Genomic DNA, 15871 nt, shown 5'->3' with positions numbered 1-15871 from the left:
AACTATTGTTATATTTTTTCTGATATATAAAGATTATCAACAAAAAAAAATTAAAAAAGTGAGAGGTAAAATTATTTACCGTCCCAGAAAATTTGTTCTTGAGTTAAAGGTTTCTTTAAAACACCCAACTGAACTTCAAGATTCATAAAGTCCATTACATCCTTTTTAAAGCTTTCATTCAAACCTGAAATTAACGGAAAACTTTCAATTGAATCCTTTTCAACATTCTTATTTGTAATAATGTCATCAGGCAAATGGTCAACGATTTCCTGAGTATTTCCATCAGCTATTTTATCATTGATGTATTTGGTTTCATTAGCGTGAATATTAAGCAATGCCTTGGTTTCATTAGGATGTCTGTTTAAATAGTCCTGGGATGCAACAACAACACAGCACGGATGATTTGGCAGTATATCTGATGAAGAAGCAAGCAGAGTGTTTCCGTCAGCTACTGCTGTAGATACATAAGGTTCATATGTAATCATACCGTCGATTTGGTGTGTCTTTAAAGCATCATTCATGGAAGGAACTTTCATAGCAGAAACCTTTACATCACCAATCTTCATTCCGCTTTGATTCAAGTAATATGAAAGCAGCATATGCTGAATTGATGCCTCACCAGGAGTAGCTATTTTTTTACCTTGAAGGTCTGAAACAGAACTTATTCCTGAATTTGGAGAAACAACAATTGCTGATCCTTCACTTTGAGCGGCAGATATTACTTTAACAGGAACACCTTTTTCAATTGAAGATAAAACAGGAGTTATTCCCACATAACCGACTTCAACATCCCCGCTGGCCATAGCGGTCATCAAGTCCCCGCCGTTGTTGAACTGGACCAGTTTGATGTGAACGCCATGTTTTGCAAATTCACCCTGAGAATTGGCTACAAACAATGCCGCATCATGGTCAGAAGGCAGATATCCTATAGTCATGATATTATCATCGGAATGTGAAGTGTAATACGCTCCGCCGATGACAACAGCAATAATTATCAGAATAATAGCGACAATTTTTTTATCCATTAAATCACCTAAATATAAATATATTTAAAAAATTATTAAAAGTTTTGATAATATGGTGGCTGAAAAAATAACACAGTGCATGAAACCTCACGGAGAGGAATGATTTGAGACAATTGAAAACATGAACGAAAACCACAGGGAAATTTCTGAATTCGCATTCAAATGCATTGACATAACGTTAATGATAACATTCTGGACATAGGATGTGGCGGAGGCGTAAATATTGAAAAATTCCTTAAATTAACATCAGGAAATGTCGACGGACTTGATTATTCTGAAGTTTCCGTTAAAGCATCAGAGGATAGAAATCAGGATGCAGTTGATGCAAAAAGATGCAGAATTATTCAGGCAGATGTCAGTGACATGCCGATCGGTGATGAGGAATATGACCTTGCAAGTGCATTTGAAACCATTTATTTCTGGCCCGATATCGGTGAAACATTCAAGGAAGTTTCAAGGATTATCCGTCCAAAAGGAAAGTTTATGATTGCTCAGGGAACTGACGGAAATCATCCTGATGATGAAAAATGGCTGAGTACCGTTGAAGGGATGCGCGTTTACACCGCTCCCGAACTTGAGAAATATTTACTTGATGCGGGTTTTAGTAGTGTTAAAAGCTTTAAAAAAGAAAATGAATATATATTAGTAGTTATTGCAGAAAAATAACTGCTAACCACCATAAATAATCTGAATCAATTGAATTTCATCACCGTCTTCAATGACACTTTCCTCAATTGTGAGTTCACCGTTTTGTTTTGCAACAATGGTCTGGGAAGAAAGACCCAAATCATTGAGCACATCTTTAACTGTCAGTAATCCGTCAAATTCTCTTGTTTCATTTATTTGCTTAAATTTCAATTGGTACTTCATTTTTTCACCTCAATATTTTTATCTACAATTTTAGCCACTTTTTTAGCTATTGCAACTATTGTTAAGATAGGTGGTCTTCCTGGGGCTTCTGGAATGACACTTGCATCACAAACATACAAACCCTTAATTCCGCTTTCAAAATTATTGTCCACAACTTCTCCGACAGCGGCAGTCCCTCCGGGATGCGCTCCCTTAAGAGATGTAGCAACAATTGACTCCCTGTGAACACCTAATTTCAATAAAATATTTTCAGCTTTTTGATAGCCCTCCTTAATCAGGTCAATGTCTATCTTGGTTAATGTCTTTTGAATATTGCCTTCAAAATCAACTGTTCCGATACTGGTATCAGCAAATTTTAACATCAGACCAATAACATCCTTTTCACCTGCATCAATGCCTTTTTCTCTGATTTTTGGAAGAAGCTGCATAGAATAGTGGGGCGATAGAAAATAGGGTCCGAATTCCGCCTTAATACCCATCATCAGTTCATTTTTGAGATTGGCATCCTTAAGATAGCCTCCAATTGTTGTGAAAATGTCAAAGAATATGTGATTTCCAACATTTTCAATTCCAGAATTTTTAAGTATGATTGGAGTATTCAATGCTCCTGCACTGACAATTACATTTTTAGCAAAATATTCATGTTTGCAGTTGTTTTTATCAATTCCGGCGACACCTACAACATGATTATCTTTATGCAATACTTCAAATACATTAAAATCAGTGATTACATCACATCCGTATTTTATTGCCTGACTTACAAAGTATGTTGCATCCCATTTTGCATCAAACAGACACCCATTGACGCATTTGCCGCAGGAGGTACATTTGTCAAAGTTTATGAATTTCGGCATGGGTTCAACGACATATCCCAACTCATTTCCGGCATCAGCTATCAACTTTGTTGAATTCCCCCATAATTCTCTTGGAAAATATCTTACATTAAGCTCTCCGCTGGCTTCTAAAAGTTCTTCAAATATATCTAATTTTTTATCTTCAAACTGCTGCATTATCGAATTCGTATAGCACCCGCTGCATGAAAAACATGCGTTTCCTATTGAAGAGGTAGTTGTCCCTCCGATTTCTTCAATATTTGTCAGTTCCAAAGGCTGTGTAAAAAAAGGATATCTGATTTTATCCTCATCTGAAAAATCATATTCAAGATTGATATCCTTTACTTTCATGTGTTTTACATAATTTCCGTCCTTTTGGAAGTTTCCTTTCTCCAGAACAAGAACTTTATTGCCGTTTTGGGAGAGATCTTTTGCTACAGTAGCCCCTCCGGCACCAGTTCCGATAACTATAACATCATAAATTTTAATTCCTCCACAATATTAACAATTGTTATATGATTATCTAATCATTTAAATTTTTCTATATCCCAATTCAAAAAATACCTACTAAAACTAAACCATGTTTAAAAGGACATTACAGAAAATGATAGAAAAATAATTTTTACAAAAAATTTTTCAAAAGATTTATATAGTTAGATTATCAAAGTGTATTTAGGAAAAAATAACTATTGTTATATTAAATATATCAATTATTTTTTCCGAATCAGGAAACATACCATTAAAACAAAGGAAACAATTTAAACTAACAAAATTGTTTTATTATTTCCAATCAAAATATAATACATTGATTGGAAATCAACTCCTGAAATTATTAAAAAACAATAGAAACAAAACACGTGATAAAATGAACTTGGAAGATAAAATTAATATTGTTAAAGAAATTTTAAAAGACAAAAAAGTAGCCATTGGGTTTTCAGGTGGTGCCGATTCGACTTTAATGGCCTATTTATCTTCTAAAGTTGCAAAAGAAACATTAGCTATAACAATCAATAATCATCTGTTTCCGTCAGATTTTATTGAAAATACAAAAAATCTCACAGAAAGATTTGGAATCAAACACGAAATTATCGACATTAATTTTTTCAATGAAGAAGAGTTCCTTAAAAATGATTCAGGCAGATGTTATAACTGCAGAAACCTGATGTATTCCAATATTGAAAAAATAGCTAATGAAAATGGTTTTGATTTCATTTGTGACGGCAATAACATTAGTGATTTAGTAATTGACAGACCAGGAATACTTATAACCTATAAAAAAGGATTTGAAACACCATTTATAGACGCTAAATTAACTTCCAAAGACATTCATAGATATTTAGACCTAAAGAATATTCCTTACTCTAAATCAACAACTTGTCTTGCAACAAGAATTCCAACAAATACGAAAACCACTCCTGAAAAAATCAAAAGAATAAATCATTGTGAGAATTACATTTTAAAAAACACAAAATGTCAAATTGCAAAAGTTAGAGATTTAGAAAAATATACCATAATTGAAGTAGATAATTTAGAAGACTTGTTTAACTCCAAAAAATATGATCAAATCAATGCTGAACTCATTAAGCAAGGTTTTAAGAGTGTTGCTGTAAATTTATCTCAGATTGATGATGATGAATTTATTAAAATAAATTATACCAACAATAGTTTTTCATATCAACTCCCTTTTACAATAAATATTGTAAAAACCAAAAAGCAACTGAACGGGATTATTTCCTGCACAAATGAAAAGATAAACCTCGAAAAGATAACCGTCCATGAAAATGGACTGATTGAAGGATACGACTTAGAGACTTACGAAACTGCATTAGATGCATTTATGGACATATTACCAAAATTAAGAAGAAATATTTAGGTGAAAAAATGCCAACAAGATACATAGGTGATGGATACTGGGAAATAGCTTCCCGACAAATGAGCATAGTAACTAGAAGCGAACAGCAAAGATTTAAAGATGCAAAAATCACAGTTATTGGTTGTGGTGGAATTGGTGGTGAAACCATCGAAATGCTTGCAAGAATGGGTATTGGAGAACTTGTTCTGGTTGATAAAGATGCATTTGACCTATCAAACTTAAACAGACAGACATTAGCATCAATAGCTGATTTGGGACTTGATAAAAGCAGTGTAGCTGCTGAAAAAGTAAGGCTGATTAATCCCTATGTTAAAGTTACAACATTCAATGAACATATTGACCAGACAAACATAGATAAAGTGATTGGAGATTCCAATATTGTTATTGACGCACTGGATAACGTGCTTACAAGAGTTATTGTGTCAAGAAAAGCAAAAGAAAAAGGAATCCCATATATTCACGGTGCAATTCATGGAACAATGGGTCAAATTACAGTATTTTTACCGAACAGTGATAAAACATACGAAGAAATGTTCAATTTGCCATCAGTAGGTAAAGAATTAAATGATGAAACTGTTGATGCATTGAAAAACGTTACATCAGGAGTCCCACCTGTTATCGGACCTACACCAAACCTGATAGGTTGTCTTGAAGCGTTTGAAGCATATAAAATAATAACTGGAGTGGGTAAAGTAACCGTTGCTCCAAATATATTGACTTTTGATTTATTGGATTTAGGTTCATTTTCATTAGATGAACTTTAATCACTATTTTTTTAAATTTACACGTTCCGGAGCAGTATAAACAGTAAATCTGTTGTCACGAACAAAACCTATCATAGTGATGTTACCTGCTCTGGCCACATCAATACCTGAAGATGCAGGTGCTGCATTTGATATGATTATAGGAATTCCAACCCTTATAACCTTGATTAACATATCGGCAGGCATTCTTCCACTGTATGAAATATAACATTTTGAAAAATCATAACCTTCTTTTGAGGCAGCTCCAATTACTTTATCAACTGCAACGTGACGGCTGACATCCTCACGGATGATAATATTGTCTTCATATTTCAATTGTGCAACATGCACACCTGCTGTTTTTTGCCAGATTTTAGCTTCATCTGTTAAATGTTTAATGTCTTTTATAATTTGAGTTGCATCGATTTTTAAATCAGAAGTATTTGGTTCTATTGTTTTAAGCTCAGATCGTATTCCTCCAGCATTATCCGAGTTTACTCCATTATATTCAAGCAGTCTGCAGACACATGCATGTTCACAGTTGCCTTTTCTCTCCTGAACAATTCCTTCCTGTTCAAGGTCTTCTTCAGGATTATGTGTTAAAGTAGTTGAAACCAAAACATTAGTTCCGTCCAGGGTGATTGATTTGATATCGCTGTAGTCTTTAATTAATCCTTCACCAAGACAGTATCCTACTGCAAAGTCCTCCAGGTCTTTAGGATAAGTTGAAAATTTACGTGGAGGCAAATAATCTATAAAAAGATAAGTATATTCATCATCGACACTGTTTTCCTTGATGGTTTTATATTCACCATCCACCCATTGAATTACATCACTTTGCCTTAAAAAATCCATTTTATCTACCTCAATTATAAATATTAACAATTGTTATATTTAAAATTAATGAAAAAAAATAAACTATTCAAAAAGGTCGGCGACCTTTTTAAGCTCTTTTGAAATTCTTAAATGCTGAGGACAGGTATCTTCACACATACCGCATTCATCACAATCAGATGCCTTTATAAATTCGCAGGCCAGATTGTCATATTCCGCATAATAATCAGTATTCAATTTTTCTGAATTTTTGTTTAAGTTATATAATTCAAAGTATTTGGAGATGGGAATATCATTAGGACAGTGGTTTTTACAGTAATCACATGTAGTGCAATCTATTTGGCCACGATTATCCATCAAATCACGGGCTTTACTTATTATTCTGAGTTCATTTTCTGTTAGCTTTTTGAAATTCTTAATGAACACCATGTTCTGGCAAACTTCATCAAGACTGGACATTCCGCTTAAAATCATGTCAACATTTTCGAGATTCAAAACAAAAGCCAAAGCCCAAAGTGCAGGGGACAAGTCATTGTATGAATTGAATATATTTTTCACTTTAGCATTTACCCTTGCCAGCTGTCCGCCTTTAAGAGGACCCATTACAAAAACAGGCTTGTTGTGTTTTATAGCAACTTCATAACATTGCCTGGATTGAACATATGAGCTGTTCCAATCATTATAGTTAATTTGCAGGAGTACGAATTCGACTTCAGGATGTTGCGTCAGTATCTTATCCAATACTTCAGGAGTGTCATGAAGACTTAATCCGAGTCTTTTGATTCTTCCCTGACTTTTGAATTCCTTTAAGATATTGAAAATATCCAGTTCCTTGCATAATCCTTCATAATACCTGTCTTCAGGATCATGAACCAGATAATAGTCAAAATAGTCAACACCGCAGCGTTCAAGCTGAGTTTCAAAAATCTCATAGGGATTGTCACTGCGTTTCATTGTATAGACAGGCATCTTATCGGAAATGCAGAACTTATCTCTAGGATATCTCTCAACAACAGCTTTTCTAATGGCCACTTCACTTTCTTCATCGAGATAATCAAAACCTGTGTCAAAGAATTTGCCTCCCCGAGATATGAATTCATCAACCATCTCATTAGTTTTTTCATAGTCTATTTCACCTTTTTTGAAAGGCAATCTCATGAATCCGAAACCAAATCTGTTAATGTCTTCCTGCATTATTTCACCAACTTCACAGCAGTTCTTTTTCAGCCAGATATTTGCCTGTTAAACTATTTTTAGAATTTATAATTTCTTTCAGACTGCCTTCGGCAAGTATTTCACCTGCACTGTAATCTTCACCAATTCCAATATCAATAATGTAATCTGCATTTGCTATTAAATCCAGGTCATGCTCAATTACAATAACAGTAGCTCCCTTGCCAATCAGATTATCAAAGACATCTATTAAAACCTTTACATCCAACGGATGAAGACCTATTGTCGGTTCATCAAAGATGAATATTGAATTTTTCTGGGATTTTCCAATTTCAGAAGCCAGTTTCAGCCTTTGTGCTTCACCACCTGACAAACTCGGAGTGGCTTCACCCAATGTGAGATAACCCAATCCTAAATCAGAGAGTTTCTGCAGTTTAGATGTGACTTTTTTAAGCTCAAACAGCTCCTCTAATGCTTCATCAATAGTGAGACTCATAATGTCTGCTATAGACAAACCGTTATATGTTATTTCATCAACTTTTCGGCCATATCTAAGACCATTACAGTCCGGACAGGTCATTTCGACATCAGGAAGGAACTGCACATCCATGGAAACGTGCCCTGTGCCATTGCAGGTTTCACATCTCAATTTTCCGGTATTGTATGAAAAGTCAGCCATTTTATATTCATCAGTTAACTTGGCAAATTCACGTCTTAAATCATCAAGAACCTTGGAGTAAGTTGCAACAGTGCTTCTTACGTTTTTTCCGATTGGAACACTGTCAATCAAGTCTATTTTTTTAATGCCTTCACAGTCAATATCTTTAACTCCGTCAGGCAAATCTTCATCGTTGATGTATGCTTTAACTGAAGGATATAATGCTTCAAGAAGCAGTGTTGTTTTGCCGCTTCCTGAAACTCCGCTGACTACAGTTAATTTGCCTTTCGGAATTTTAACATCCATCTCCTGCACATTGTGAATCTGAGAAGTTTTGATATTGATTTCACCGTTTTCAAAGATATTCTGTGATTTATCTCTTATGATGATTTCCTCAGAGTTTGTTAAAAATGGAGCGATTTGAGATGATGGATTTGCCTTGATTTCATCAAGAGTTCCTTTAGCTATGATATTTCCACCGCAAGCACCTGCTTCAGGTCCCATTTCAATCATATAATCTGCAATGCTTAAAATTTTTGTATCATGATCAACCAGAATAATTGAATTTCCATCTTCAACCAGTCTTTTTATGACATTGATTAGCCCGTCAACATTGTTAGGATGAAGACCTATGGAAGGTTCATCCAAAACATAGAGTACCCCGGTTGTACGGTTTCTCAGGGTTTTTGCAATTTGAACCCTCTGCAGTTCACCGGTAGAAAGAGTGTTTGAAGGCCTGTCCAGTGAAATATAGCTTAATCCTAAATCAAGCAATATTTTTGCATTGTCCATAAATTCCTCAGAAATATCCAAAGCCATTTCTCGAACACCATCCGGCAATTCTTTTATAACTTCAGGAATCCATGAAACAAGTTCTTTTAAGTTCATTTGACATGCCTGAGGGAGATTCAATCCGCCAAACAAAGTTTCACGTGCTTTTGAATTTAATCTGGTACCTTCACAGTCGCTGCATACTTTAGTTGTTAGGAATTTATTAATCTTAGTTAGTCCTTTTTCGGTTTTTGCATTTCTTAAAGCTTCTTCAATAGCTTTATGAGCATTACGATATTCGGCATTCAGTTCAAATAACTTGCCGTTTTTAGAAGGAATGTTAATGTATTTTTTAACTGCAGGACCATTATAAACTATATCCTTTTCCTCATCAGTCAGATCCTTAAACGGCACATTTATCCTGACTCCCAGCTCACCTGCTACATGATACATCCAGGAAATACCAAACTGGTTCCATGCATCAACTGCACCTTCTTCAAGGGTTTTGTTTTCATCTGAAACTAATTTTGAAGTATCGACATCCCGGATATAACCTGTTCCGCTGCATGTCGGACAGGCACCATCGGAGTTGAATGCATATTCCTCAGCACCCAATCCCCAGAATTCCACACCACATTCCGGGCATTTTATTGGAATATCACGGGCGACACTTAAAGTCGGCTCCAGGAAATGGCCGTTTGGACATGTATAATTTCCGCATCTTGAATACAATAATCTTAATGAATTTAAAAGTTCAGTTGATGTTCCGAATGTAGAACGTATATTTGGAACATTTGGTCTCTGATGCAATGCCAAAGCTGCCGGAACATACTGAATCATATCAACCTGAGCTTTTTGAGATTGTGAAATTCTACGCCGAGTATAAGTTGACAATGCATCCAAATATCTGCGAGAACCCTCAGAATATAATACGCCCAATGCCAGAGAGGATTTACCGCTTCCGGAAACGCCGCTGACTGCAACGATTTTTCCAAGAGGAATGTCCACATCAACATTTTTGAGATTATGAACTCTGGCGCCCCTAATTATTATCATATCTTGGTACATGATAATGATATATAAAAATTAAAATTAATAAAATTTAGGAAAAAATAGATTACTTATTTTAAACTGAATTCCAGTGTAACATCTCCGGAACCCAAAACATCTTTAAGTTGTGCGGCATCAACATTCTGTATTTTGCCGAGTTTTGTATAACTCCATGAATGGCTGTCATAGAACAAAGAGATTTGGTTTCCCTGATACAGTACAATGTCTCCGGGGGATGTTTGAATATTTTCATCACTGGTTGGCAGTGAAAAGCCTAAGCTTCCTACCTTTTCAAAATTACCATAATCCGCAGCTTCAACAGTTATATTTTGTTTTTTTAGAGCATTGAGCAATTCCGCAGTTGCAGAATTATTTTCCAGTTTAACATCAAATGTGGAATTGTTTACTTTAACTTTAACAATATCATCAGACATATCTTCAGCACCTGCCGCAGAGCATGTTATTACACCAGTTAAAAATATGATAAGCACTAATCGGATATTAATTTGCATATATTATAATTTAAACAGAATAATATAAAAAAATTATTAAAAAAATAGTGAAAAAGAATTATAACAATTCTTTTCTTAAATCAATTGTATCTTTCAAATCCGGACCTGTTGAAATAATAGTTACAGGTACGCCGGTTTCAGTTTGGATATCATTAATGAAAGCTTTTGTTTCGCCAGACAAATCATCATAGTTCTGTACACGAGCACAGTCAAATAATCTGTCAACACATGTTAAAGCAATTTGAGTTGCACCGTTGATTCTGCAGGACTCTTTTGCAAGTTCCATGTCAAAGTATCCGATTCTTCTACGTCTTCCGGTTACAACACCATATTCTTCAAGGCCTTTGCTTTCAGCTTCTTCCTGAGTCATTTCTGTTGGGAATGGACCTTCACCAACACGGGAAATATAAGCTTTAAATACATTAATGACTTCATCTACTTTAGTTGGTCCTACACCTACATCTGCAGCAAATGTTGATGCAGTGGTGTCTTTACTTGTTACAAAAGGATAAGTTCCGTAGTAAAGTGAAAGAGCAAAACCCTGTGATCCTTCAATGAATACATCTTCACCGTTGTCAATCGCTTCATTACATGCAAGTGAAACATCTGTAATATATTCTTCAAGTTCAGGAATGTCTTTTGCAAGGTCAATTGTTCTTAATACGCGGTCTGAATTTGCAGGTCCACAGCCTGAACCGGTACTTCCGATTTTTTTAGCCAAATGTTCAGATGCCTTATCTCTTGACATATGGTCTTCGCTGATTATGGCGCATCTAGGATCAACGCACATTCTTTCTTTGACATTATATTTTTTTAATTTTTCAAATTCATTAAATAATACATCCGGATTGACTAAAACTCCCGCACCGATCATGAGTTTAGCATCAGTATGTACAAAACCTGATGGGGTCAATCTTAAACCATATTTTTCTCCGTTAAACTCAACGGAATGCCCTGCATTCGGTCCAACACCAGCACGAGCAATAATATCAGGTTTATCGTTGTCACAAAGGTAAGTAATACATTTTCCTTTACCTTCATCACCCCATGCTCCACCAACTAAAATACTACAAGTCATTTAATAACTCCTTTTAAAATTATTTATAGAAAATTGTAAAATTTTCATACCACTAACTATTTTATCATTTCTAATTAAAAAGTTTTTCCAATATTATACTTATTACTCTGAAAATTATTTTCACATAATATAAATATCATATTAAATAAAATTTAATATATAATTTATAAAATTAGGTAATTTATATGCATATTAAAAGGAAATTTAGGGAACTTGAAAAAGTCGAAGAGGTGAGGGTTTACAATTTCAACCAAGTTGAACTCCTTCAAGACGCTCCCCAAGTCCTGAAGCCCGAAAAAGTTCGATTCAGTAATGTTATGAAGCATGTGCCTTCAGACATAAATGTTTTCTTGCCAATTGATGACGGTGAAGACTTTATTGTCGAACGTGTGGGTTGGAGCATTCTAGAAAGAGCCAATGCAAATTTAATTGATGTTGAAGGCCGTAAATTAAGTCAAGTATCACCATTTTATAATGAAGTATTCCATGATGCTCTAAAAGAAGTTTATGAAACTAAAGAAACAAAAGCAATGAGAGTATTTTATTATAACAGCGACAGAGTCAGCAATATTGCAAACATCCATATTACAAGTGATGAAAATGAGATTTACCTCATTTCAGATATCATTAACAAAGTGGATAAAGAAAAAAGCATAGAAGAACAGAAAAGGGAAGAAGATGAAAATAAAGCAAGCATGATTGAATACTTCTCCCAAACGGGAAGTTACTATAAAACCCGGGACGAATTTACATGGACACCAGGTATTTACAATATCATTAATCGTTCAAGAGAACCTAACGATGCGTTTTATAATATTATTTTTGATCTGGTCATCCCTGAAGATAAACCGTTAGTTGAAGAGCTTCTTGAAACTATGAGCCCTGAAACTGACACTTATGAAAATATTATCCGTATTAAAACTCCCGGAGGACATATAAAATATTTGGATACTTACTTATATTCTAAATTTGATGAAAACGGTGATGAACTAAGTCATTATGGTCTGTTTAAAGACGTTAGTGTGGATTCACATAAACATATGACCAGACCAGTTGATTTCATGTTAAACGGTTTTAACCACAATACCAAACTGTCACTGTTAGTAGAGCCATTAAGTAAAAGATATGAATTCAGTGAAGGCTTCTACAGGATGGTTGAAATTCCAAAAACAGAATATGTCCACAGCAAATCAATAATAAACAATATTGCTGAAGAGGAAGTCAGAGAACAACTTAAAAAGTTAATTAACAATGAAATAAATGAAGTAAATGTTATTTTTACATATTATGTGAACGGTGATGAAAACAATCAAAAAATCTGTGAACTGTTCATTGAAAAATTCCAATACGGAAATAAAAGCCACAGTATCGGATTTTTAACTGATATCACCTATGCTCGCAAAAAACAACAGGAACTGATGGAATCTAATGCCACCAAAAATATTTTAATTAAAGAAGTGCATCACAGGGTTAAAAATAACCTGCAGGTGCTAAACAGTTTCCTTAATCTGGAAAGAAGAGCATATAAAAACGATCCTAACACTATTTTAGACAATATGCAGGCACGTTTAGCTTCACTGGCACTGCTCCATGAAAAGACATACAACACAGATGATTTCATCAACATCAATCTTAATGATTACATGCATGACCAGGATGATACCCTACATTCACTTTTCATTGCAAAAGACATTAACTTTGAATCAGAAATAGACCCGCAAATTCATCTGTCAATGGATGTAATTACCCCATTGCTATTAATAGTTGATGAACTTACAATGAATGCAATAAAACATGCATTCCCAGACCCTGAAATGCCTAACAAGACCATTTCCAAAGAAATCAACTATATTGATGAACATATATGTGAATTAATCCTAAAAGATAATGGAGTAGGTCTTAAAAATCCGGAATCATTAATTAATCATAATTTAGGATGGGAAATCATAAATAACTTAACAAGACAAATTAACGGAGAATTAGAAATATTAGATTGTGATGTGGGAACAGGTTTTAGAATCATATTTCCAATAAACTTTGATCATTCACTAGATGAATACTATGAGAAAACAGCAGGTGACTTAAATGAAAATTGAAAAAACGTATCGTCAGTTAGAAGATATGGAAGAAGTTCATATCTACGATATTACGGAAAAGGAATTATTTAAACAAGTCCCTCAGGAATTTGAAGCTCCATTTATGCCTTTTGAGACTACATTAAATGAGATTTCGAATGATATTGATGTATTCCTTCCTCACAATGATGGTGAAGATTTCATCGTGCAGAGATTAGGATTAGGGGCTTTAGTTCGAGGAAACATTAAACAAAAAGATGTTGCGGGTCGTTTACTGAGTAAAACCTCCCCTGGTTTTTTTAAGGTTTTAGCAGATCCCCTAAGACAAGTTTATGAAACAAAAGAAACAAAACGGATGATTTTTTATTATCATTTCCATGAAAAATTAGCCCGATTTTCAAATGTTAAAATCATCTATGATATGGATAAGATAATCTTAATTTCAGACCACAGAGACAATCAGGAAACAAGATTTGCAGTTCCGGAAGACAGCAATGATGAAAAAGCAAATCTAATTGAATACTTCTCACAGACCGGAAGTTATTATAAGATAAATGACCGATACACATGGACTCAGGGAATCTATAATATCATTAACCGTACACGTGAAGAAAACGACGAATATTATAATATTGTCTTCGATTTGGTTATCCCTGAAGACAAGCCGTTAGTTGAAAAAATACTTAAAGAACTGGATCACGGTAAAACAACTTATGACTCAATCATTAGAATCAAAACTGATGACGGAATTTTAAAATATGTTGAAGTAAACCTTTATTCCAAATTTGATGAAGACGGCAATTTACTGAACAGATACGGTTTAATGAAGGACGTAAGTACTGACAGCAATAGAAAAATGACAAGACCTGTTGATTTCTTATTAAAAGGTTTTAAAAACAGTACTAAACTCGCATTATTAATTGATCCATTGAACACAAAACACTATGAGTTTTCCGAAGGCTATTTCAATTTAATAGAAGTAGACCCTGAAAAATATTATCACAGCAAAAAAGTTCTCGAATACATTGTTGAAGATAATGTTAAGGAAAAAATAAAAAAGCTGGTCAAAGGAGAAATTGAAGAGCTTGAAGAAACATTCACATACAAAGTTCATGGCAATGACAATAAGCAGAAAATATGTGAAATATATCTTGAACGCTTTGAATTTGGAGAAACCAACCACAGTATCGGATTTATAACTGATGTTACCGAAGACCGTGAAAAACAGAAAGAACTGGTTGAAGCTAATGAACATCAGCAAGTATTGATTAAAGAAGTGCACCACAGGGTTAAAAACAACCTGCAGGTACTGAACAGTTTCTTAAACCTGGAAAAAAGAGCTTATAAAGATAAACCAAATATAATCATTGATCATATGCAATCAAGGTTATCTTCATTGGCTATTTTGCATGAAAAAACATACAATACCACTGATTTCAAAAACATCAACTTAAAAGAGTATATTGTTGATCAAGACAGCCAAATGACAAATCTCATTGGATTAAGGGATGGAATTCAATTCATATCAGAAGTTGACAGTGACATTAACTTAACCATAGAAGTTATTACGCCTTTATTGTTAGTTATTGATGAATTGACCATGAATGCTATCAAACATGCATTCCCTGATAAAAGTGTGCCTGATAAAGTAATCTACAAGAAAATAAGTAAGATTGACCCGCAAACCGGTGAATTGATTCTTAAAGACAATGGTGTTGGAATAGAAGATCCGTCAAAAATCTCTAAAAATTTAGGATGTGAGATAATTAAAAATCTGACAAAGCAGTTAGACGGACATATAGAATTATACCAGCATGAAAATGGAACTGGATATAAATTAACATTCCCATTAGATATGGAACACACAATTGAAGGATAATGAAAAAAAGCAATTTGTGAAAAATTACTTAAAATATATATAAAATAAGCAATAGAAATTTTAATGTTATGAGGGTGGTTTAAAATGAATGAAAGAATATTAATTGTGGAAGACGAAGCGATTACAGCATTAGATTTAAAATACAGTTTAGAAGAATTAGGATACGAAATTGTAGATACAGTAGATACTGGACAAGACGCTATTGACACCGCCGCAGAAACTGTTCCAGATGTTGTTTTAATGGACATCAAGTTAAAAGGAGATATGGAAGGGATTGAAGCAGCAGAAATTATTTCCGAATTAAGAATTCCAATTATATATTTAACCGCAAACACAGATACAGACACCTTCGAAAAATCTAATGTAAAAGGATCATACGGATTTGTCTCAAAACCTTACGATATACAAAAATTAGATAAAACTCTCAAAATTACAATAAATCGTGCAAGACTAGAAGAAAAAAAACTTGATGACGCTAGCGGATTTACTGAATAATG

General features: G+C 34.2%; 14 protein-coding genes. 6 read left to right on the top strand and 8 right to left on the bottom strand.

Going from position 1 to position 15871, the window contains the following annotated elements:
• Nucleotides 1–71: 71 nt before the first annotated feature.
• Nucleotides 72–1025 (bottom strand): ABC transporter substrate-binding protein, encoded by a 954-nt coding sequence (locus tag QZN33_RS00220; protein ID WP_296788085.1) that lies wholly within the window; start codon nt 1023–1025, stop codon nt 72–74.
• Nucleotides 1026–1214: 189 nt separating this feature from the next.
• Between QZN33_RS00220 and QZN33_RS00215 the strand changes: the two genes are divergently transcribed.
• Nucleotides 1215–1691 (top strand): class I SAM-dependent methyltransferase, encoded by a 477-nt coding sequence (locus QZN33_RS00215; RefSeq protein ID WP_296788399.1) that lies wholly within the window; start codon nt 1215–1217, stop codon nt 1689–1691.
• Between the two features lie 3 nt (nt 1692–1694).
• On the opposite strand, the gene QZN33_RS00210 is transcribed toward QZN33_RS00215, so the two are convergent.
• Nucleotides 1695–1895: a MoaD/ThiS family protein gene (locus tag QZN33_RS00210; protein ID WP_296788083.1), complete on the bottom strand. Its 201-nt coding sequence runs from the start codon at nt 1893–1895 to the stop codon at nt 1695–1697.
• A complete protein-coding gene (locus QZN33_RS00205) occupies nt 1892–3193 on the bottom strand; it encodes a GMC family oxidoreductase N-terminal domain-containing protein (protein WP_296788396.1) in 1302 nt (433 codons plus the stop codon). The genes QZN33_RS00210 and QZN33_RS00205 overlap by 4 nt, the downstream gene beginning before the upstream one ends.
• A gap of 400 nt (nt 3194–3593) precedes the next feature.
• Here QZN33_RS00205 and QZN33_RS00200 point away from each other — a divergent pair, with 400 nt between their 5' ends.
• Nucleotides 3594–4601 carry a 7-cyano-7-deazaguanine synthase gene (locus QZN33_RS00200; RefSeq protein WP_296788081.1) on the top strand — a complete coding sequence of 336 codons (1008 nt, stop codon included), beginning with the start codon at nt 3594–3596 and terminating at the stop codon, nt 4599–4601.
• A gap of 8 nt (nt 4602–4609) precedes the next feature.
• Nucleotides 4610–5365 carry a HesA/MoeB/ThiF family protein gene (locus QZN33_RS00195; RefSeq protein ID WP_296788079.1) on the top strand — a complete coding sequence of 252 codons (756 nt, stop codon included), beginning with the start codon at nt 4610–4612 and terminating at the stop codon, nt 5363–5365.
• A 3-nt stretch (nt 5366–5368) separates the two neighbouring features.
• Here QZN33_RS00195 and fdhD read toward each other — a convergent pair whose 3' ends face one another.
• The 5 genes from fdhD to QZN33_RS00170 all read right to left on the bottom strand — a co-directional run bounded on the left by fdhD (nt 5369) and on the right by QZN33_RS00170 (nt 11420).
• A complete protein-coding gene (gene fdhD, locus QZN33_RS00190) occupies nt 5369–6199 on the bottom strand; it encodes a formate dehydrogenase accessory sulfurtransferase FdhD (protein WP_296788047.1) in 831 nt (276 codons plus the stop codon).
• 63 nt (nt 6200–6262) lie between these two features.
• The gene (locus QZN33_RS00185) at nt 6263–7372 is read right to left on the bottom strand and encodes an aldo/keto reductase (RefSeq protein ID WP_296788044.1); all 1110 of its coding nucleotides are present in this window, start codon (nt 7370–7372) and stop codon (nt 6263–6265) included.
• Nucleotides 7373–7385: 13 nt separating this feature from the next.
• The gene (locus QZN33_RS00180; protein WP_296788041.1) at nt 7386–9848 is read right to left on the bottom strand and encodes an ATP-binding cassette domain-containing protein; all 2463 of its coding nucleotides are present in this window, start codon (nt 9846–9848) and stop codon (nt 7386–7388) included.
• 53 nt (nt 9849–9901) lie between these two features.
• A complete protein-coding gene (locus QZN33_RS00175) occupies nt 9902–10342 on the bottom strand; it encodes a cyclophilin-like fold protein (RefSeq protein WP_296788038.1) in 441 nt (146 codons plus the stop codon).
• A 58-nt stretch (nt 10343–10400) separates the two neighbouring features.
• Nucleotides 10401–11420, bottom strand: a complete 1020-nt coding sequence (locus QZN33_RS00170) for an adenylosuccinate synthetase (RefSeq protein WP_296788034.1) — start codon at nt 11418–11420, stop codon at nt 10401–10403.
• A gap of 185 nt (nt 11421–11605) precedes the next feature.
• On the opposite strand from QZN33_RS00170, the gene QZN33_RS00165 reads away from it, so the two are divergent.
• The 3 genes from QZN33_RS00165 to QZN33_RS00155 all read left to right on the top strand — a co-directional run bounded on the left by QZN33_RS00165 (nt 11606) and on the right by QZN33_RS00155 (nt 15869).
• Nucleotides 11606–13516 carry a histidine kinase dimerization/phosphoacceptor domain -containing protein gene (locus QZN33_RS00165; protein WP_296788031.1) on the top strand — a complete coding sequence of 637 codons (1911 nt, stop codon included), beginning with the start codon at nt 11606–11608 and terminating at the stop codon, nt 13514–13516.
• Nucleotides 13506–15374 (top strand): sensor histidine kinase, encoded by a 1869-nt coding sequence (locus QZN33_RS00160; protein WP_296788027.1) that lies wholly within the window; start codon nt 13506–13508, stop codon nt 15372–15374. The genes QZN33_RS00165 and QZN33_RS00160 overlap by 11 nt, the downstream gene beginning before the upstream one ends.
• A 105-nt stretch (nt 15375–15479) precedes the next feature.
• Nucleotides 15480–15869, top strand: a complete 390-nt coding sequence (locus QZN33_RS00155; protein WP_296788024.1) for a response regulator — start codon at nt 15480–15482, stop codon at nt 15867–15869.
• Nucleotides 15870–15871 lie beyond the last annotated feature (2 nt).

It is taken from the genome of uncultured Methanobrevibacter sp. (assembly GCF_900314615.1).
Taxonomy (GTDB): Archaea; Methanobacteriota; Methanobacteria; order Methanobacteriales; family Methanobacteriaceae; genus Methanocatella.
This window is presented reverse-complemented; position numbering and strand designations above follow the sequence as displayed.

Bases quoted from the DNA above. Each gene is read 5' to 3' on its own strand.
- QZN33_RS00220 (WP_296788085.1), bottom strand. From the start codon at position 1,025: ATGGATAAAAAAATTGTCGCTATTATTCTGATAATTATTGCTGTTGTC.
- QZN33_RS00210 (WP_296788083.1), bottom strand. From the start codon at position 1,895: ATGAAGTACCAATTGAAATTTAAGCAAATAAATGAAACAAGAGAATTT.
- QZN33_RS00200 (WP_296788081.1), top strand. From the start codon at position 3,594: ATGAACTTGGAAGATAAAATTAATATTGTTAAAGAAATTTTAAAAGAC.
- QZN33_RS00195 (WP_296788079.1), top strand. From the start codon at position 4,610: ATGCCAACAAGATACATAGGTGATGGATACTGGGAAATAGCTTCCCGA.
- fdhD (WP_296788047.1), bottom strand. From the start codon at position 6,199: ATGGATTTTTTAAGGCAAAGTGATGTAATTCAATGGGTGGATGGTGAA.
- QZN33_RS00185 (WP_296788044.1), bottom strand. From the start codon at position 7,372: ATGCAGGAAGACATTAACAGATTTGGTTTCGGATTCATGAGATTGCCT.
- QZN33_RS00180 (WP_296788041.1), bottom strand. From the start codon at position 9,848: ATGTACCAAGATATGATAATAATTAGGGGCGCCAGAGTTCATAATCTC.
- QZN33_RS00175 (WP_296788038.1), bottom strand. From the start codon at position 10,342: ATGCAAATTAATATCCGATTAGTGCTTATCATATTTTTAACTGGTGTA.
- QZN33_RS00170 (WP_296788034.1), bottom strand. From the start codon at position 11,420: ATGACTTGTAGTATTTTAGTTGGTGGAGCATGGGGTGATGAAGGTAAA.
- QZN33_RS00165 (WP_296788031.1), top strand. From the start codon at position 11,606: ATGCATATTAAAAGGAAATTTAGGGAACTTGAAAAAGTCGAAGAGGTG.
- QZN33_RS00160 (WP_296788027.1), top strand. From the start codon at position 13,506: ATGAAAATTGAAAAAACGTATCGTCAGTTAGAAGATATGGAAGAAGTT.